At 38.7% G+C, this 18,354-nt stretch carries 25 protein-coding genes and 3 pseudogenes; 16 read left to right on the top strand and 12 right to left on the bottom strand.

The genetic code is table 11. The features are described from left to right. Positions 1-222 (top strand): antitoxin HicB, encoded by a 222-nt coding sequence (locus BEN74_RS00155; protein ID WP_086374384.1) that lies wholly within the window; start codon positions 1-3, stop codon positions 220-222. Between the two features lie 246 nt (positions 223-468). Here the strand turns inward: BEN74_RS00155 and BEN74_RS00150 are convergent, their stop codons facing one another. Next, entirely contained in the window at positions 469-720 is a 252-nt protein-coding gene (locus BEN74_RS00150; protein WP_068911069.1) for a hypothetical protein, read from the bottom strand. Positions 721-914: 194 nt separating this feature from the next. On the opposite strand from BEN74_RS00150, the gene BEN74_RS00145 reads away from it, so the two are divergent. Then, the gene (locus BEN74_RS00145; protein ID WP_004658364.1) at positions 915-1,136 is read left to right on the top strand and encodes a helix-turn-helix domain-containing protein; all 222 of its coding nucleotides are present in this window, start codon (positions 915-917) and stop codon (positions 1,134-1,136) included. A gap of 310 nt (positions 1,137-1,446) precedes the next feature. On the opposite strand, the gene BEN74_RS00140 is transcribed toward BEN74_RS00145, so the two are convergent. Next, complete coding sequence (locus BEN74_RS00140; RefSeq protein ID WP_228157021.1) at positions 1,447-1,704, bottom strand: hypothetical protein; 258 nt, start codon at positions 1,702-1,704, stop codon at positions 1,447-1,449. Between the two features lie 121 nt (positions 1,705-1,825). Beyond that, on the bottom strand, positions 1,826-2,137 hold the full coding sequence (locus BEN74_RS00135) for an ArsR/SmtB family transcription factor (RefSeq protein WP_016165477.1): 312 nt from the start codon (positions 2,135-2,137) through the stop codon (positions 1,826-1,828). Between the two features lie 122 nt (positions 2,138-2,259). Between BEN74_RS00135 and BEN74_RS00130 the strand changes: the two genes are divergently transcribed. The 8 genes from BEN74_RS00130 (at position 2,260) to BEN74_RS00095 (ending at position 7,308) form a co-directional block, all read left to right on the top strand. Continuing rightward, positions 2,260-2,676: a YeeE/YedE family protein gene (locus tag BEN74_RS00130; protein WP_016165476.1), complete on the top strand. Its 417-nt coding sequence runs from the start codon at positions 2,260-2,262 to the stop codon at positions 2,674-2,676. Between the two features lies 1 nt (position 2,677). After that, a complete protein-coding gene (locus tag BEN74_RS00125) occupies positions 2,678-3,094 on the top strand; it encodes a DUF6691 family protein (RefSeq protein WP_068911061.1) in 417 nt (138 codons plus the stop codon). A 2-nt stretch (positions 3,095-3,096) separates the two neighbouring features. Then, entirely contained in the window at positions 3,097-3,969 is an 873-nt protein-coding gene (locus tag BEN74_RS00120; protein ID WP_068911062.1) for an MBL fold metallo-hydrolase, read from the top strand. A gap of 71 nt (positions 3,970-4,040) precedes the next feature. After that, positions 4,041-4,823, top strand: coding sequence for a sulfite exporter TauE/SafE family protein (locus BEN74_RS00115; protein WP_068911063.1), 783 nt, complete (start codon positions 4,041-4,043; stop codon positions 4,821-4,823). A 239-nt stretch (positions 4,824-5,062) separates the two neighbouring features. After that, complete coding sequence (locus BEN74_RS00110) at positions 5,063-5,458, top strand: rhodanese-like domain-containing protein (protein WP_068911070.1); 396 nt, start codon at positions 5,063-5,065, stop codon at positions 5,456-5,458. A 52-nt stretch (positions 5,459-5,510) separates the two neighbouring features. Beyond that, entirely contained in the window at positions 5,511-5,846 is a 336-nt protein-coding gene (locus BEN74_RS00105) for a carboxymuconolactone decarboxylase family protein (protein WP_068911064.1), read from the top strand. A gap of 29 nt (positions 5,847-5,875) precedes the next feature. Then, complete coding sequence (locus BEN74_RS00100; RefSeq protein ID WP_068911065.1) at positions 5,876-6,496, top strand: class I SAM-dependent methyltransferase; 621 nt, start codon at positions 5,876-5,878, stop codon at positions 6,494-6,496. Between the two features lie 68 nt (positions 6,497-6,564). Further along, on the top strand, positions 6,565-7,308 hold the full coding sequence (locus BEN74_RS00095) for an SDR family NAD(P)-dependent oxidoreductase (RefSeq protein WP_068911066.1): 744 nt from the start codon (positions 6,565-6,567) through the stop codon (positions 7,306-7,308). Positions 7,309-7,618: 310 nt separating this feature from the next. Here BEN74_RS00095 and BEN74_RS00090 read toward each other — a convergent pair whose 3' ends face one another. The 3 genes from BEN74_RS00090 to BEN74_RS00080 form a co-directional block, all read right to left on the bottom strand. After that, complete coding sequence (locus BEN74_RS00090; RefSeq protein WP_068911067.1) at positions 7,619-7,918, bottom strand: NifB/NifX family molybdenum-iron cluster-binding protein; 300 nt, start codon at positions 7,916-7,918, stop codon at positions 7,619-7,621. Between the two features lie 118 nt (positions 7,919-8,036). Further along, positions 8,037-8,297 carry a helix-turn-helix domain-containing protein gene (locus tag BEN74_RS00085; RefSeq protein ID WP_086374386.1) on the bottom strand — a complete coding sequence of 87 codons (261 nt, stop codon included), beginning with the start codon at positions 8,295-8,297 and terminating at the stop codon, positions 8,037-8,039. Positions 8,298-8,551: 254 nt separating this feature from the next. Beyond that, the gene (locus BEN74_RS00080) at positions 8,552-9,022 is read right to left on the bottom strand and encodes a DUF2946 domain-containing protein (RefSeq protein WP_171404874.1); all 471 of its coding nucleotides are present in this window, start codon (positions 9,020-9,022) and stop codon (positions 8,552-8,554) included. 345 nt (positions 9,023-9,367) lie between these two features. Between BEN74_RS00080 and BEN74_RS00075 the strand changes: the two genes are divergently transcribed. From BEN74_RS00075 to BEN74_RS00065, 3 genes and pseudogenes are all read left to right on the top strand, one after another. Further along, on the top strand, positions 9,368-9,715 hold the full coding sequence (locus BEN74_RS00075; protein WP_068911068.1) for a rhodanese-like domain-containing protein: 348 nt from the start codon (positions 9,368-9,370) through the stop codon (positions 9,713-9,715). A 69-nt stretch (positions 9,716-9,784) separates the two neighbouring features. Continuing rightward, positions 9,785-9,913 (top strand): annotated as a pseudogene (locus BEN74_RS00070) (MBL fold metallo-hydrolase); the annotation flags it as partial. Between the two features lie 37 nt (positions 9,914-9,950). Next, positions 9,951-10,883, top strand: a complete 933-nt coding sequence (locus tag BEN74_RS00065; RefSeq protein WP_068907476.1) for an IS5 family transposase — start codon at positions 9,951-9,953, stop codon at positions 10,881-10,883. Positions 10,884-11,300: 417 nt separating this feature from the next. On the opposite strand, the gene BEN74_RS00060 is transcribed toward BEN74_RS00065, so the two are convergent. Beyond that, positions 11,301-11,720, bottom strand: a complete 420-nt coding sequence (locus BEN74_RS00060; protein WP_068912717.1) for a DsrE family protein — start codon at positions 11,718-11,720, stop codon at positions 11,301-11,303. 518 nt (positions 11,721-12,238) lie between these two features. Between BEN74_RS00060 and BEN74_RS00055 the strand changes: the two genes are divergently transcribed. Then, positions 12,239-12,445: a transposase gene (locus tag BEN74_RS00055; RefSeq protein ID WP_068912715.1), complete on the top strand. Its 207-nt coding sequence runs from the start codon at positions 12,239-12,241 to the stop codon at positions 12,443-12,445. Between the two features lie 163 nt (positions 12,446-12,608). Here the strand turns inward: BEN74_RS00055 and BEN74_RS00050 are convergent, their stop codons facing one another. From BEN74_RS00050 to BEN74_RS00040, 3 genes are read right to left on the bottom strand one after another with little or no spacing between them, the layout of a single operon-like run. Further along, entirely contained in the window at positions 12,609-13,313 is a 705-nt protein-coding gene (locus BEN74_RS00050; protein ID WP_068912714.1) for an ABC transporter ATP-binding protein, read from the bottom strand. A gap of 3 nt (positions 13,314-13,316) precedes the next feature. Further along, positions 13,317-14,525 (bottom strand): ABC transporter permease, encoded by a 1,209-nt coding sequence (locus BEN74_RS00045; RefSeq protein ID WP_068912712.1) that lies wholly within the window; start codon positions 14,523-14,525, stop codon positions 13,317-13,319. Then, positions 14,522-15,673, bottom strand: coding sequence for an efflux RND transporter periplasmic adaptor subunit (locus BEN74_RS00040; RefSeq protein ID WP_016165452.1), 1,152 nt, complete (start codon positions 15,671-15,673; stop codon positions 14,522-14,524). Before BEN74_RS00040 ends, BEN74_RS00045 begins: the two co-directional genes overlap by 4 nt. A gap of 403 nt (positions 15,674-16,076) precedes the next feature. On the opposite strand from BEN74_RS00040, the pseudogene BEN74_RS00035 reads away from it, so the two are divergent. Continuing rightward, positions 16,077-16,263: pseudogene (locus BEN74_RS00035) on the top strand (beta-ketoacyl-ACP synthase I); the annotation flags it as partial. 80 nt (positions 16,264-16,343) lie between these two features. After that, complete coding sequence (hemJ, locus tag BEN74_RS00030; RefSeq protein WP_016165450.1) at positions 16,344-16,796, top strand: protoporphyrinogen oxidase HemJ; 453 nt, start codon at positions 16,344-16,346, stop codon at positions 16,794-16,796. A 91-nt stretch (positions 16,797-16,887) separates the two neighbouring features. On the opposite strand, the pseudogene BEN74_RS00025 reads toward hemJ, so the two are convergent. Both BEN74_RS00025 and BEN74_RS00020 read right to left on the bottom strand, forming a co-directional pair. After that, positions 16,888-17,091: pseudogene (locus tag BEN74_RS00025) on the bottom strand (DDE-type integrase/transposase/recombinase); the annotation flags it as partial. Between the two features lie 30 nt (positions 17,092-17,121). Next, a complete protein-coding gene (locus BEN74_RS00020) occupies positions 17,122-17,784 on the bottom strand; it encodes an IS1595-like element ISAcra1 family transposase (RefSeq protein ID WP_068908137.1) in 663 nt (220 codons plus the stop codon). Positions 17,785-18,354 lie beyond the last annotated feature (570 nt).

Raw genomic sequence — 18,354 nt, 5'->3', positions numbered from 1 at the left:
ATGGGGTGTCAAATGGATAGTAAACAATATACTTACCGTGTTACATGGTCAGCAGAAGATAATGAGTATGTTGGGTTGTGTGCTGAGTTTCCATCATTGTCTTGGCTTGATGCGGATCAGTCTAAAGCATTCTCAGGAATAGAGGAGCTCGTTGCTGATGTTGTCGCTGATATGATTAGCAATAATGAAAAAGTTCCTACACCACTCTCCGGAAAAATATAGTGGTCAGTTTATTGTCATTATTCTCAGTGGTTTAACAAAAACTAGCCCTCGAAGCCGCAGAACGTAGTGTGGACATGAATCGTTTAGTATCAGTAAAAAGAGCGATGTAATTTTAGTACGAGTGAGTGATAGAGCAGGAACTTATGCTTCATATATTCTGTAAATCGTATGAATTAATAGGTATTTTTAAAGAAAGTTTCTTTGATTTAGTGCTTTTTATTTAAAAAATTAATTTTTAAATACAACTTAGGCTAATTGATAAACACTATCTGGAAAGATTAAAAGAAAATATTTTTTAATTTCTGCTAATTCATTTAAGGCAGGTTCCCTTTCAAGCAGTTGAAATGTCCAAATAAGTACAGCCAGATGATTATCATAGCAAGTATTTACTCCAAGAAAATTAGCCATTCCATAACTTCTATTGATGTTCATTTCTTTAATTAATTGATTTCCTAAGTCACGAGCTTGCTGGCTGATCAATAACTCATTTGGTAACACGGCGGTCATCTCCACAAAATAATCTAATGCAGGTTCAATCCTTATATTTAAAAAGTTATAATTTAGTTGAAATGGATAAAATATACTTTCTATAAGTTGTAATAACCTGCTGTAGGTTAATTTTAGCAAAGTATTACTCAGTCAACAACTTCAAATAACTCACAGCAAGTTATTTTTTGTAAATTAATTTAAATATGATTACTTGTAAGTTATCTAGCCTCATGGGCGATAGAAAAATTTTAAAATTAAGTGAAGTGGTGCATGCAACAGGTATCAATCGCAACACGCTCACAAGTATGTATTATGACCGTGCTGTACGTATTGAATTACCAGTCGCCGATAAGTTGTGTAAGTACTTTAACTGTACGATGAATGATTTGTTTGAGTTTAAGGAAGAAGTTGAAGAAAAGGATTAACTAATACTTCGTTTGATAAGTTTTCCCTACAGGTCTAATACTGAATTTTATAAAGCTTCATCGAAAACATATATTTACTTTATTATTTATATAAAGGAATCAATCGAATGATAGAGGTATTTTTCTTATAACTTAGTTAAGAAGAGGGGCTAATGACCCACAATAGCGGTAACTATTGTGGGTTTGTTCCATGTAATGCAAATTGCCGTACAAGGAATTTAAAATGACTTCACTCCTCATCTTACGTTGCCCTTGTACTTATTGCAAGATTTTGAGTCTTTTTACAGGATTTTTCATTACACCATTTAAATTACTTCTTTTTATCATGTCGATAATGTTGGGTGCCAAGGCCTGTCGCCATAACATTTGAAATTGAAAGTTCTATAGATGTCCGCAATCCATCGAATAATTGAACCTCATTTGATGCACGAAGATAGTCCAATATATTTTCGCTCAAGGACTCTATGATTGCTTTGGGATTTCTAATTCTAAATTGATCACTTTCAGCCAATTTAATGAGATGTGACAGGTCTGGAAATGCTTTACTACCCGCCAGTTTGAGTGCCATTTTATGATCAATGGATTCATAAATGAGTGTATGCGTAATATCGAAAGGTGGCGAAACAAAAATGTTCTTCATATCTGAGGAATATTGCAGAGCAAAGTACAAGTTAGAGTGAAAAACAGGCTTAAGCAGCACAATATAACTGATGCAGGGTTTGCATAATCGTCAGGATTCTGGGGTCAGATACTTGATAGAAAATCTGTTTACCTTCACGACGAGTGCTGACCATATTATTTTTACGCAGTACAGTCAGTTGTTGGGACAGTGTTGGTTGATGAATATCAGTGCTTTCCTCAATTTTCTGTACATTGAGTTCGCCTTCTACCAAGACACATAAAATTTTTAGGCGGTCAGGATTTGATAAGACTTTTAAGTAGTTTGTGACTATATCGACTTCCGAAAAATCAATTTTAGCCTGATTAGTTCCAGTATTCATTACGATCTCCTTCAGTCCTGCATAGTTAAAAATCATTTATGAAAGAATATCACAGAGTGCTTGATTAATATTATATATTATATATTATATATAAATATATTGTAAACTTAAGTAGACTCGCTATGCATGATTTCCTGATTGCTTTTCTCGGCGGTTTGATGCTCGGTGTATCGGTCGTTGGTTACCTGTATGTGCATGGTCGTATCGCAGGCATCAGTGGCTTAATCGGACAGGTGCTGAATCCTAAAATGATGTTTAAAACATCTGCGATTTGGTTCATGGCGGGTTTAATCACGGTGCCATTTATCTATGGACTGTTTGTTCAGCCAGAAATTGAATTGAATGCGAGTCCGCTGATGCTGGTGGTTGCGGGTCTCTTGGTCGGCTTTGGTACCCGCTTAGGTTCAGGCTGTACCAGCGGTCATGGCATTTGCGGGATGAGTCGTTTGTCTAAACGTTCCATCGTGGCCACCATGAGTTTCATGTTTGCTGGTTTTGTCACTGTTTATATTGTTCGTCACGTGACTGGAGCATTTTAAAATGAAAAATATTTTAGCTTTTATTTTTGGTGCTCTTTTTTCTGTCGGACTGATGGTTTCAGGCATGTCCAATCCGGAAAAAGTGCTGGATTTCCTGGATCTGTTTGGTGACTGGGATGCAAGTCTGGCCTTTGTGATGATGGGTGCAATTGCCGTGGCATTTATTCCCTTTCAAAAAGCCATGCGTTCTGCAGCACCGAAAACCGTATTTAACGAACCTATTGTATTGCCCACCAGTCAAAAACTTGATCCACGCTTAATCATTGGCAGCCTGTTGTTTGGTATCGGCTGGGGGATTGCTGGGGTATGTCCAGCACCAAGTTTCACCTTGATTGGCCTGGGGCATTACCATGTCTTCTATTTTATTATCGCGATGTTGATTGGCGTATTGCTGCACCGTAAATGGGCTGGAGAATAACGATGGCAAAACACCCACTGGTACAGGATTTTTTTGACGAGGCGACCAATACCTTCAGTTACGTGGTATCCGATCCAATAACAAAGCGCTGTGCCATCATTGACAGTGTGCTGGATTATGATGCGGCATCTGCAACCACTTCAACCACACAGGCAGATCGTATCATTGCCTATGTCAAAGCACAGACTTTAGACGTGGAATGGATTTTGGAAACCCATGTTCATGCAGATCACTTGACTGCAGCCCAGTATTTGAAACAGGAACTGGGCGGAAAAATTGCAATCAGCAAGAAAATCGCTGTGGTGCAGCAGACCTTTGCTGCAATTTATAATCTGGATCTCAAGCAGGTGAATGCTAGTCAGCCATTTGATCATTTATTTGAAGATGGTGAGCATTTCAAAATCGGTGAGCTGGATGTCTATAACATAGCAACACCGGGGCATACGCCTGCTTGCTTGAGCTATGTGGTTGAAGATGCCGTCTTTGTCGGCGACACGCTGTTTATGCCGGACTATGGTACGGCACGTTGTGATTTTCCAAAGGGCAGTGCAGAAACGCTTTTTGATTCGGTACACAGCCTGTATCAGCTACCAGAAGATACTCGGGTCTTCTTGTGTCATGACTATCTGCCTGAGTCACGTCATGCGTATCAGTGTGAAACCACTGTTCAGATGCAGAAACAGCATAATATTCATGTGCATAGCGGGATCAGTAAAGCCGATTTTGTCGCAATGCGTCAGCAGCGTGATGCGGGACTGAGTATGCCGAAGCTGATCCTGCCTTCCATTCAGATCAATATGAAAGGTGGACAGTTTCCAACGCCAGAAGAGAATGGGGTTTCTTATTTAAAACTTCCGCTCAATTACTTCAAATAGACATGTTTCAAGATTAAACAAAAAGTTTGGTCTTTTGTTTAATTGCATTAGCAAAGAGAGGAACAGTGGCTATGTGGGTGTTAATACTGGAAGGGTTGGCCATCGGTGGCTTGCTGGGTTTAACTGGTGCTGGTGGCGGTATCCTGGCTGTACCGGCACTGATGGCGAGTCAGGGCTGGACCGTGGCACAGGCTGCGCCTGTGGGCTTGCTGGCAGTGACTCTGTCTGCCTTGGTCGGAACGTTCGAGGGTTTATTCAAGCGTATTGTACGTTATCGCGCTGCGCTCTGGATCGCCCTGATCAGTATTCCTTCAGCACGCTATGGCGTAAATCTGGCTGGTATTGTTTCTCCGGTCTGGCTGACGATGGCTTTCAGTCTAGTCATGTTGATTGTGGCTTACCGGATCTTCTTTAACAAAGTTAATGACCATGAGAATCCACCGTGTAAGGTCAATCAAACGACCGGTCGCCTGATCTGGAATGTGAAAACGGCCTCGTTCCTCGCCGGTATTGGTGTAGTTGCGGGTTTATTAACTGGCCTGCTTGGGGTTGGTGGTGGTTTTGTAATTGTTCCAGCGCTGCGTAAATTCACAGACCTCGATATGCGTAGTATCGTTGCGACTTCCCTGATGATTATCTTCCTGATTGGCAGTGTCAGTATTTCTGCCCACGTTCTGGATGGTTTTCAATATCCTGTTTCGGTTACCCTGACTTTTGTTCTGGCTTGTATCATTGGGATGCTCATTGGGCGTAGTTTGATACCTTTGATAAAGAGTAATCAAATCCAAAAGGTTTTTGCTACGACTGTGATTGGGGTGGCAATCTATTTAATCTATTCAGCACTCATAGGCTAGTCCTGTGCATTGTATGGATAAAGAATGCATGAGTTGATGTATGACTACATGATCTGTCATCTGAATGAATATCAAACAGGTGTAGAGTCTAAAATGAATTTAGCAAATGGGCTGTTTGCAATAGTGTGATCGTTGCAACAGTGCTGGAATGAGAGTTTATAACAAAGTGCTTTTAAGTTGCTGATCTGGCATTTATAACAGATGAGGCTAATTTTGATGAGTGAGGAAGAGTAGAAATGATGAAAACTGCAGAGCAAATCATTCTGAATGCGAAAAGACGGATTCAGGAAGTGAGTGTAGATGACTTACTTGAAGCCATGAAAAATCATAAAACCATTCTAATTGATGTTCGGGAACCAGATGAATTTCAGGCGGCAGCGATAGACCGTGCGGTGAACTATCCTCGTGGTGTTTTAGAAATGAGGATTCACCAGCATCCTTTGGCGAGCCATCATTGCGATACCCTACAGGCACTGGAACATCTTAAAGATCAGCCGATCTATTTGATCTGTGGTACAGGCGGCCGTTCGGCACTGGCTACAGATACTTTGCAGAATATGGGTTTTACTCAGGTTAAATCCGTTCAAGGGGGATTTCAAGCATGGCTAGAGCAGGGCTATCCGGTACAAAAATAATCTATTGAATAAACAAAACCTTATTGTTGATTGTTTAGTTTGAGAGAAAGTCATGAAATACAAAGAATTAACCCAGAATATTTCAGGTAATTTAAGAACGCTCAGCCAGGATTCACCTGATTTAATGAAAAGTTTCAATCAATTATCCCAGATCGCAATGCGTGATGGTGTGATTGATTCCAAAACCAAGGAATTGATTGCCTTGGCGATTGGTGTGGCTGCACGTTGTGATGGTTGTATCGGTTTTCATGTCAGGACGTTGGTCAAAATGGGTATGACCCTGCAGGAGCTGGAGGAAGCTCTGGGCGTTGCTGTGTATATGGGCGGTGGACCTTCATTGATGTATGCCGCAAATGCCCTGGAAGCATTTAAAGAGTTTTCCAACTGATTGGATAGTGGCGTAAATGGAGTGATAAAATGAGTCAGCACTGGAATGAATTGTATGCCCAGACGCAGGACCTATACGGCACAGCAGCAAACCTGTTTATCCAGGAGATTGCGCGGAAAATCCGGATTGAAGGTAAAACACTGGCAATTGCTGAAGGAGAAGGAAGGAATATCCTGTACCTGGCTGAGCAGGCAAGACAGGATAATTATCCTTTTTCGGCAGAAGTTTGGGATTATTCCGATGTTGCTTTGAAGCATCTGTCCAGCAAAGCCGAAGCCACAGGGATAAATCTTGAACTCAGACATGTTGATTTAACAGCAGCTAAATGGCCGTCCGAGCGTTATCAAAACGTGATTTGTGTATTTGGTCATTTCGATACAGAAACACAAACAAAGGTTTTAGAAGGCATAAGAGAATCTTTGCTAAACGGTGGATGGTTTATCGGTGAGCTGTATTCCAAGGAGCAGATCAACTATAAAACTGGTGGCCCTAAAAATATCGAATATTTATACTATCCGTGGGATATTTTGCAGGTTTTCAAGCAGGATCATATCCATCATTTTTATGTTGGAGAGCAAGAAAGACAGGAGGGAGAATTACATTGTGGTAAATGCCATGTTATTCAATTTGCGATACAAGTGATGAAGTAAAAACAAGTGAATTCTTAAATGTGATGCAAATATTCAGCATTGCAGTACTTTAAGAAAGAGGTTTTATTATGTCAAATCGGTTCAAAAATAAAGTTGCCCTAGTTACTGGTGCGGGTTCTGGAATTGGGAAAAGCACAGCTATGCTTTTAGCGAAGCAGGGTGCAAGTGTTGTAGTCTCGGATATTAACTTTGAAGCAGCACAGAAAGTTGCTGAGGAAATTGTATCTTTAGGCGGTAAAGCGGCTGCGAATAAAGCCAATACGGCTGAACCTGAAGACATGAAAGCAGCGGTTGAATTTTCAATTAGCACGTATGGTGCCCTTCATTTAGCTTTTAACAATGCTGGAATATTGGGTGACGTTCAGCCAATTGCAAATTTAAGTATTGAAGCTTGGCGTCGTGTGATTGATATTAATTTGAATGCGGTCTTTTATGGCCTACATTATCAAATCCCTGCAATATTGGCAGCCGGCGGTGGTGCAATTGTGAATACAGCATCAATTTTAGGTTTAGTTGGGACTGAAAATATTTCTGGTTATGTTGCAGCTAAGCATGGTGTAACCGGGCTTACTAAAACGGCTTCGCTAGAATATGCTAAAAAGGGTATTCGTATTAATTCAGTACATCCTGGTTATATTAAAACGCCTTTAATTGGTGAGTTTGATGAAGCTGAACTGATAAAATTGCATCCAGTTGGTCGTTTAGGAAATCCGGAAGAAGTTGCACAGGTCGTTGCTTTCTTACTCTCTGATGATGCATCTTTTGTAACGGGCAGCCAGTATGTAGTAGATGGGTCATATACTTCACAATAGTTAATTTTAGGAAAGGCCTTCATTTGATTGAGAAGGTTTTCCTTTTGTAATTTATTAGAAGCATCTGTCTTACAAATAAAAAATGCCTGATGAAATTCGTCAGGCATTTATATGAAATATAGTGTCAACCTATTTCAAACCTAGACAATTTAATGTTTTGATCAAATAGCAGTTAGGTAAGATGTATTTTATCAGCGAAAGTTTCCATTAACTTTTAAGGGAAACTTTAACTATGGTTTCAGATTTTATTCAAGCATACACAGAAAATAATCTAAAGCATTTAACGAAAGCGCAGAGGTAGGCGGGCGAGTTAAACTAAACTCTTAATAAAATTATCAGGATCAATTTCGCCAGTCACAATAACATGTACGCCAATATTTTTGAGTTTTTCTCGTAATCTGTCCCCCATCCCTGTAGTTACGAAAATATCCATAGGTAACAGTTTTTCTAGCACCTCACCCGACTGAGAAAATGATGCTTCTTTCTCCACCTCAATGAGCTGTTTGTCCATAACTTTCCCATCTTTGAGCTCATATTTCCAGAATTTTCGGCATTTCCCAGCGTGCGGAGTAATATGACGTCGGTTCTGTGATGTAATTACAATTACCATAAAGATTTCTCCAAACCAAACCGATACTACTGCTCTTTATAGGTATGTATCGGTTCATGATGATTTATAAGTTAAGCTTGTAGTGACAAAAACTATTCAAAAACATAGCTAATACTATTCAAGCAAGATTTTCCAAAACAAACTGAGGTGACTTGATAAAGAGTTTCAACAAAGCTTGGGCTGAGCTTGAGGGATGACGAACTCCACGTTCCCAACTTTCTAAGGTACGGGCGGAAATACACAGTTTTGATGCTAGTTCTGTCTGTGAAATATTGAGAGCTTGCCGGATCCTTACAATTTGTTGTGCTAAATCCAGACAACAGTTGTTATTAAAATCACTTTTTAGGTGATGTGCCTGATCATGCTGAAGTAGATTCATCATTGTGTCCTCCTTATCGATATACTAAAAAGTTGTAATAACACTTTGAAAAATTAGAAAGTCATTGAGACTGTGATAGTTGGACTTCAAAAAGATTTAGATACAGACAAATCAAAAGTCATATTAACTATTACGGATAGGATTACGGTGACTGAAGATGTCGATTGTGAGCTGCCTACATATTCTGGATAGATGAATATTTTCGACCATATCGCAAACTAGGAAGACTGCTCAGCGATATCACATCTGCTGATTTAATGGATGAATGTTAGAGGAGGAGCACGGCTCTGAGGAATAAGGAACCAGGGAGTAGGTTGGGACAGCGTATATGGGACAAATGTACTGAAGAACTGCAGTAAGGTCTGAGTTCTGATCAGTACTAGTCTGAGTTTGGTATCGAGTAGCGGTAGGGTATAGCTGTGCACCAGGCAAAACTGGCAGTCATGACCGGTATGTGCATCATCCCGCTCTTGATGTTCATGTCGATCCTGCACATGTGCGAGGATATGTGCATTGCTTTGGTCTGCTCCGCTGGCTTGATTGCTATGCGGATGTGATGTTGCGAAGCTGTGGTGTGGATGAACGTTAGTAACTTCTAGATGTAATGCTGCGGCAATAGTTTTACATACCGAAAAAACACTGTGTTTTTCTGGCAATAAAGGCTGCAGGAACACAGCGATCTGTAACAAGATTGCTGATAACCCCAGCAATCTTCCCAACATCATGAGCACTTCACTACACTTTTATGGACATTACATAGGTTATAGTATAACAAAATATAAAATTTATAATTGAAAAATAGACGATAAAATCGATTTTAATCTGCTACTAAACATAATTTTATTTTTTCTTTATGGAATAGGAAGCGTAAGATCATTCTGGAGCGAATGAGGTCTTATTAAAGTTGGACTGCATTGTAGGTTTGGTTATTAAAAAGTCATTGTATTTTCTATGAGGATAGATTTGAAGTTTAACCCAAGATTGGCTTATATTTATTTTACTACTTATTTTTATTTTAAATCCTTATAAATATAAGTCGCGGATAACAACTGTTCTAATAGAGGAAAATCATGTTTAATATTCTGATGTATCTACCTTGGGGCAAGGTGCCTGAAATCACTTGTCAGGAATTATTACAGAAACGGGAAATTGTACAGATTGTTGATGTCCGAAGTGCTCACGAGTTTAAACACAGTCATATAAAAGGTGCTGTTAATTTACCTATTACACAGTTGAATGAATCTACAATACAATCATTGGGGCTCAATCTGGATCAGCCCGTGGTGACCATTTGTTTATCGGCGCACCGAAGCATTCCAGCGACACGCAAATTAGCCAAGATGGGATATTCAGTCACACAGTTAAAAGGTGGTATGAAATCTTGGTGGAAAAATGGCCTGCCTTGTATCAAAAACTAAGTTTTAAATATGCTCTGTGAGCTTCTAAATTTTAAAAAGGAGTAAGACTATGTCGACTCAACCAAATGTAAAAGATTTTTTGATCCTAAAACAAATACATTCAGTTATGTAGTTTCAGATCCAGGTACAAAACAATGTGCGATTATCGACAGTGTTCTCGATTATGACTCTGCTTCAGCAGAGCTTTGTTGCACAAACCTATCTGTAAAGGCTTTTTCAGCGATATAATTTTCAAATGAAGAAGCCTACACACAAAATCTACCGCACAACCAATTGGCCCGCATATAACCGAGCACTTATGAGTCGCGGAAATATTGCCATTTGGTTTGATCCTGCTACGCAATGGTATGCTCCATCAAAAGGCAAACAAGGGCGAAATCAAACCTACTCCGACGCAGCCATCCAATGCTGCTTAATGATTAAATCCTTATTCCGTCTGTCTTTACGTATGGTTACTGGCTTTGTGCAAAGTCTGATTAAACTTTGCGGATTAAATTGGATAGCTCCAGATTACACCACGCTTTGTAGAAGACAAAAGCATATTGATATTGTAATCAGCTACCAAAAAAGTAGCGATGGGCTGCATCTACTCATGGACTCTACAGGCATGAAGTTTCTAGGTGAGGGCGAATGGAAGCGCAAGAAACATGGACCTGAATATCGTCGCCAATGGCGTAAACTTCATATTGGTATAGATGCTAAAACCCTACAAATACGAGCAGTTCAGCTTACAACCAATAATGTCAGTGATTCACAGGTGCTTGGTGATTTACTTAATCAGATTCCACAAGATGAGCAGATTGACTCTGTTTATACCGATGGAGCTTATGACACCAAGCAATGCCGTCAGGTCATTGCAGATCGGCAAGGGCATGCGGTGATTCCACCTAGAAAAAATGCGAAACAATGGAAAGATACAAAGAGTAGCTCGCTAGAGCGAAATGAATTACTTAGAACAATTAAACGTTTAGGCAGGACACTATGGAAAAAATGGTCAGGCTATCATCGGCGAAGTTTGGTTGAAACTAAGATGCATTGCATCAAATTATTAGGAGATAAACTCAGTGCAAGGAGTTTTGATAGCCAAGTGAATGAGATCCATGCACGTGTAGCAGTCCTTAACAGATTTACGGAATTAGGTCGACCACTTACCCAAGTTACGCCTTAAATTTGGCTCAATTAGGGGCGCTTTGCATTTCAAATCTTTGTGCAACAAAGCCCTTCAGCAGTGACATCTACCACTGATTAGACTTCTTTTCATAAATCAAAAAGCAATCTTCTTTCTGATCCTCAGTTCAAGCGATACATAGGTATCTGATTGTCAACTTTTTATTTAATGGTTAAGCAATTGAAAATGCATATTCCATCTAAAGGCAGACCATCCAAATTAAGCTTGGAAAATCAAGTTCTTCTCTTCCTGAGCTATTAGCAGGAATACCGAATGCTATTCTTGTTGCGAAAAGTTGTGGTATTTCTATAAAGCTACAGCCCTGAAATTTCACGGCTGTAGCTTTATAGTTCTCTGAGTAACGTCATGTGAATTTAATAGGTTTTATTATACTTTGTTGTAAGAAATCTGATTAAATCACCATGATAGAGTTTTGGTACCAGGTTGAAAAATTGCTTCCCCCATATCATCAGGATTCGCATATTTTAAACCTTTGATAAGATCACCCTCTTTAACACCATATTGATCCATACACATTTTACAGATAAAGACTTGTCCACCATTGACCATTATATTTTTCAGCATGGCCTGATGCTCTGCATATCTATGTTCGAAGCGGCTAGAAGCAAGCATAACCCCTTGATCGACTAAATATACAGTCAAGGGATGCCCTTTTTGGAATTGATTATTACTCATGCCGATGGCCATCTTTGTACGATGAGCATCATTACTGGTAAGCAATACAAATAATGGATCTTTTGTTGTTTCTGCTACTGCAATCGATAAACTTGAAAAAAACAGCAGAAAAGACAAGCACAAGTTTTTAATAAATTTCATAGGATTTATACTCTTTTTAAATCAATATAACCTGAATTGTGGATAAGAAATTGGCTTGAAAAAAAAGGTGGCTACATACTATTAGGGAGTTACCACACAACCTACGCTTTCAGCGACCATGTTTGATTTTACATATTTCTTCTGCATGATTGATGACTTTTTTCAAAAATCGAAGTAACTTATTGGCAATTTTTAAAATACGATCCTCTCAATTAAAAGTTTCGTAAATCGTGTTTATTGCCATTTAGTATAAATTTTCGTATTTCCATAATCTCAAAGTTTTATTCTTTTCATTAAAGCAAAATCACGGTCAAGTCTTTAGATATTTACCTTGTTAACAACGGATAGTTTATCTCATCAGAGCACATCGATTGGCACTGTATGCTTTACATTTTGTCTTGATGAAAGATTATCAGAGCAATTTTATTTATGGATCAATCGACTACGCTGCCTGTAGGCAAAAATCAGCGTATTCAACGGTATAAATATCTACCATTGCAACAAGTGGTAAAAGCTCAATGGACTGGTTCTTTGGCTGTAAGCTACATTTAATCATGAGTCAGTCAGGCAAGATTGTCAGTACAGCTTTATCTAATGAACATACAGCAGACATTAAAATGATTGAGCATTTGGTAGAAGGCTTAAAAACAAAACTCTATGCTGTTCATGGATATATCAGTCAAGAATTAAAAATCAAATTTGAGGAATCAAGACATTTGGTTTAATTACATATCATCGTAAAAATATGAAAACTATTCGTTTATCCAAAGCAGATGAATACCACTTAAAACAACGCAATAAAAAGAAAATTTATTCAGCTTATTGAAAATAATTAAGCTATTAATCTAAATCTATCAACTAGATAAAATACTTTAAATTTCTACGCTTTTAGAAACTACGACCCTCTCCTTTTTCTTCATACGTTATTCCCTCACGAATATGATATAGTCGCTGGAAAGTCGGAATAATTTTATCGTCATGTGTAACAACAATAATTGCTGTTTGAAATTTTTCCGCCATTTCGTGCAACAAACGAATTACAGTCATGGCACGAACGCTGTCTAAAGGTGCCGTTGGCTCATCTGCCAAAATGACAGGTGGCTTATTAATCAAGCCGCGTGCAATAGCTACACGTTGTTGTTCACCACCCGATAATTGCCCAGGCATGGCATGAATACGATGCTGAACATCTAAAGCCGTTAAAATTTCTAAAGCACTTGCACGTGCTATGTTATTAGGAACACCTGCAAGCATAGGTAATAGCGCAACATTATCTAAAACATTCAAAAAAGGAATCAAATAAGGTGTTTGGAACATAAAACCAATTTTGTCACGTCGCAATGCACTTAAATCTTTTACCAACCAGTGTTGATCAAAAATCACTTCACTCCCTAAAGTCATACGTCCTTCAGTGGGATCAATCACAGCGCCTAAACATTTTAATAAGGTACTTTTACCTGAACCTGACGGACCAATCAGTCCAACAACTTCTCCTGGATCCACCCACATATTGACATCTTTTAATGCATAAAAAGCATTATCACCTTGCCCAAAACGTTTTTTTAAACCCTCAATTAAAATTCCGTGGGTCATGTGTTATCCTCCAATTGCTTCGGCTGGATCAATACGTAATGCCATACGAATAGCTACTAGACTTGCCAACATACAAATCAACATCACAGCAATAAATCCAAGAATAGAATCCTGAGGAATCAATAATACATACTTTGGAAAATATGGCGCAGCAAAGGTTGAAGTGATTTTACCTATAGTAAATCCAATTAGACCAAGTGCGAGCGCTTGCTGTAAGATCATCCAGGCAATCGTTCGGTTGCGTGTTCCAATTAGTTTCAGAACTGCAATTTCTCGAATTTTATCCATGGTTAGGGTATAAATAATAAATGCCACAATTGCCGCGCTCACCAAAGCCAAAATTACTAAAAACATCGCAATCTGCCTTGCTGACGTTGCAATCATCTTGCTAATTAAAATATGTTCCATTTGAAGACGCGTGTAGACAGTCAGTTGCTGCCAACGTTGGATGTGTTCAGCAGTATCTTCTGCGGAAGTACCAGTTTTAAGACGGACTAAAATTGCATTTACATAACGATTGCTGGTTTGAGTACTCAGAACACTGTCTAATAAATCTGGATAAGCAGGCCGATTGTAAATTGGATTTTGTGCGGTACGTCGGCGGTCTTGTAAAATTGCCGCATTATCTTTTTGAAATTGGGCTTGTTGTGCATCTTTAATCGGAATAAAAATCATCGGGTCACCACCTGATGACACCATTCGTCGAGTCAATCCTACTACAGTAAAATAATTACGACGGATTTTGATGCGATCACCTAATTTAAGTCCTGAAGTGATGTCTACAACAGCTTCATAGTGCCCTCGAGTCAATTGACGTCCCGCTAAAAGGTAAGGTGGCCAGCCTAAATTATTCCAGGCATGTTCACCTGTATGGATTCCAACCACCATCGCACGGATATCTTTATCTTTATAATGAACTTGTGTGGTCAGATAAGTAATATTTGAGGCATGTTCTACTTCAGGTGTAGTCTTGACACTACGATATAAATCATCACGCACACTAGAAGGTTCAGCATATGGACCAAGCGTATCTTGTTGTACTACCCATAAATCTGCACCGCTATTATTTAATAAAGCCTTGGCATCATCCACCATACCACGGTAGACACCCGCCATAATTAGAGTCACGCCGATCAACAAGCCAAGTCCAAAACCAGTAAAAACAAACTTACCCCATGAATGGAATATATCCCGACCGGCTAAGCTAATCATTCAGATGTTCCTGCAAGATTTTTTACAATACGCAAACGGTTTTTCGCATTAAGTGGTTTTTCACTATATAAAACGATTTGATCATTTTCTGATAGACCATCGAGTACTTGAACATCACCCTCTAAATTAGAGCGACCTAGTTTAATTTCAATAAATTGTAGTTTTTGATCTGTCACTTTCCAGACACCGACTTGGTTATTGATGCGGTGAATAGCAGCATTTGGAATAGCAAGGCTGCGAGACAGTGGTGCTAGTTTAATTGTCACTTCTGCTAATTCACCTAAAGGGGGTAGAGGGTTAGGTTGTTGACTAAAGACTACTTTGGCTAAGATTTCTTCGGTAATAACATCTGCACGAGGCTCTACCCATAAGACTTGACCTGAAAGCGTGTTACTTTGACGCGAACGTAAATGAATTTGTGCAGGTAAACCTGAGGCTAAGCCAATCGCACTAGATTGATCGAAGCGTGTATTCAACCAAATAGACTTCGGGTCTACAATTTCCAATACGGTTTGCCCTGCAACTACAGTAGAGCCAGGTTCTGCATAACGGGCTGTGACTATACCTGGTGCTGTTGCCATTAAATTTAAATTGTCGCGCTGGGCTTGTAGTGTATTGAGGTCTGCACGGGCTTTATTAAGTTCTTGCTGCATTGAGCCAAGTGCCGTTGTAGCAAGATCAAGTTCCTGCTGCTTAATGGCGAGTGACTCTTGACTGGTGGCATTGATTTTGGTGAGTTGCTGATAGCGTTGAACTTGTTGCTGTGCAAACTTTTGACGAATTTGAGTATCTTGTTGCTGAGAGATGATTTTTTGGATAATGGCACGTTGCGCAAGTATTTTTTCTTCTAAATCAACGGGATCCATTTCCCCTAAAAGTTGTCCAGCTTGTACAGCATCTCCTATATCGACTCGAAGGTTTTTAAGACGACCTGCCGTTGTGGGACCAATCTTGTAATTATGACGAGCTTCAACAGTCGCTATACCAAATAGACTAGGCTGAATGGATTTATACTGAACTTGTATCAGAGTGACCTTGACAGGTGCAAAAGGTCCTGTACGCAATAGGACATAAACCAAAAATAAGATTAATGTAATAAGCACTACAAGAACGGAAAGAGCCCTCTTTCCTAATAAAAATGTTTGCATCTGTATTTTGCTTATCTTATTTAATTAAGAATAATATAATCTATTTTTAAGTATTATGTAAAACAATTCCTTCCTAATTTAGATACCTAATCGGTTCGGACTGCCACTATCTAAGCTCATTCCACTGAATCATCACTTTCTAATGAACTAATTCTTTCCCCAAAAAGGATTGTAGCAACCTCTCTAGTGAACACACTTTACCAAGCTATCCGATAAGCCTTAATTAAGTTCCCACTTAAAAATAAATGGGGACTTAATTCATGACTACAAATACCCATGCATGGGACGTAAAAACTGGCTGTTTTCAGGATCACTACGCAATGGCTAATGAGCTGTGAACATATGACGCTTACAGTCAGCGAAACTGAATGGACTGTATCCGTATCGTATGCCTATATGAGTGATTTATTCAGTATTGATGATGAAAAAATGACTTTATTGCACCAAACATCAACGTGACTGAACTGGATGAAGGCGCAAAACGATTTGATATCGTACTTGAAAAACGTGATGCAAAATTGAATACTGTGATGAGTAACAGTTTCGGTTTTGGCGGTGTAAATGCCTGTCTTCTTGTTTTCAAAAAATAGGAAGGCTAAGCTAAGAAGTGTTGATCATTCAGCCATGGATGATCAACTTCTGCCACACTGCCCTTTAAAAGGGTGAATGGATGGATGCTCCTTCTGATGCTTTCTTGTGGGTAAAAGCATTACATATTATTGCAGTCGTTTGTTGGTTCGCGGCATTGTTCTACCTGCCACGTTTATATGTTTATCATGCGATGAGTGAAGATGGCACGAGTCATCAGCGTTTCCAGATTATGGAACGAAAGTTGTACCGCGGCATCATGTGGCCGTCAATGCTTGCCACTCTCATCACAGCGCATTTTTTAGTGGATTGGGGTGATGCAACTCGGCATTACCATGAAGCACTCTGGTTTTACCTGAAAGTTGGATTAGTGGGCTTACTGGTGATTTACCATTTTGTTTGTGGTTATTACCGTAAAAAACTGATGGAAAACCCGCATTACAAATCACATAAGTTTTGGCGTTTCTTCAATGAAATGCCAACGCTTATTTTACTCGCAGTAGTGATTTTAGTGGTGGTTAAACCGCAGTTTTAATCCAGTTGATTTTAAAAAACCTCCTTAAGGAGGTTTTTTGGCACTGTTGCAAATAGTGATTTGAGTCGATGATGTTCCCTTTAAAAAGTGCTTAGAGACCGAAAACCCTGTTGATTAGACACACTTCACCCTGAGGCTGACCATAATAAAATGACGATGCTTGTCCTTTACGTAGTGCACGCATGACTTCAATACCTTTAATTGTGGCATAAGCAGTCTTCATAGATTTGAATCCTAATGTGGCCCTGATGATTCGCTTTAACTTACCATGATCACATTCAATGACATTATTTTTGGCTCTAGACTAGCAGATTTACACTTAATTTTACCTAATGAGGTTCCACAGCTCAGTTGCTAACTCATTAGGTTCCCTCATCCAACGCCATTCAGTTTCTTTAAGATGATAATCAAAGTACTCTTTTGATATGCCGTTAAACTTTGCTAGCCTTCTTTTACAAAAGCTCCAAAATGATTCTATTCCATTTATATGGCATTGTCCTCTAGCAAACTCATTTGCTCCGTGATTTACCCTAAAATGCTTTGAATAACCCACATCAACAAGACCATTATAGCCACGCCATCCATCACTATAAATCACACTCTCAAGTGAAACTTTACCAATGATAACCTCTTGTAAAGTCTTCATTTTACAGTCAGGTACGATTTCAGTATAGACGCGCCCATTACGTTCGAATATTCCAAATACTGGCTGTTTTAGAGTCCCACGACCACGCTTTAACTTTCCATGAAACCCACGTTGCCTTTTCGCTCCAAAATAGCTTTCATCTACTTCTATTAAACCAACAAACTTAGCTCTTAAATCTGTTTGATGATCATAGATAGTTTCTCTAAAAAGCATGTACCAATAATTAATCGTATTACGATTTAAATTGAGTAATAAGGCTGTTTTGGAAGCAGGAATATCAACACAAAAGCATTGAATAATTTTTTTAATCTTGTAGTGACTTAATTTACTGTTTTCTATCATTATTCTAGACTAACATAATTATTCTGCTAGTCTAGAGCCAAAATAATTATATATTCTTCTATCTGAGTAAATATTACTAGATTGATTTAACACAAAATCTCTTATTCGAAATTTGAAATGTAAGTCCAAAATAGAAAAAGCCAGTGCAACTGGCTTTTTATTGTCACGTATAAATCTAAGACTTACTTTAGGCGTATTTAAATCTATGTTCCACCGCTTCTAAACCATTGATTTTAGGTTGCGGATACAGACAGATGTGACGTTACTTTGGGGTGTGCTCTATAGTTACAAAAAAATCATTATTCATTTAAGGGCTAAAAATATAGGCTATTTTTTTAGAAAATATTTTTTAATCTTATGCAATATAATTTTCATTGAAAAAACTTATCCTAAAACTATTTTTGATTAGTATTAAGGATAGAGAGTATTTAACCTAGGGCGTGTCATCAATTAATTTGAGGAAAACCGTCTTGTCCCCATTATACTTTTATGACTAAACGCTATGCATTAAGAGATGATCATAGCTAATGCCATATTTACAATATCAGCGCACAGCCCAAAGAATGATTT

It is taken from the genome of Acinetobacter sp. WCHAc010034 (genome assembly GCF_001696615.3).
GTDB lineage: Bacteria > Pseudomonadota > Gammaproteobacteria > Pseudomonadales > Moraxellaceae > Acinetobacter.
Note: the sequence above shows the minus strand (reverse complement) of the source record. Positions and strands in the feature narration are given on the sequence as shown.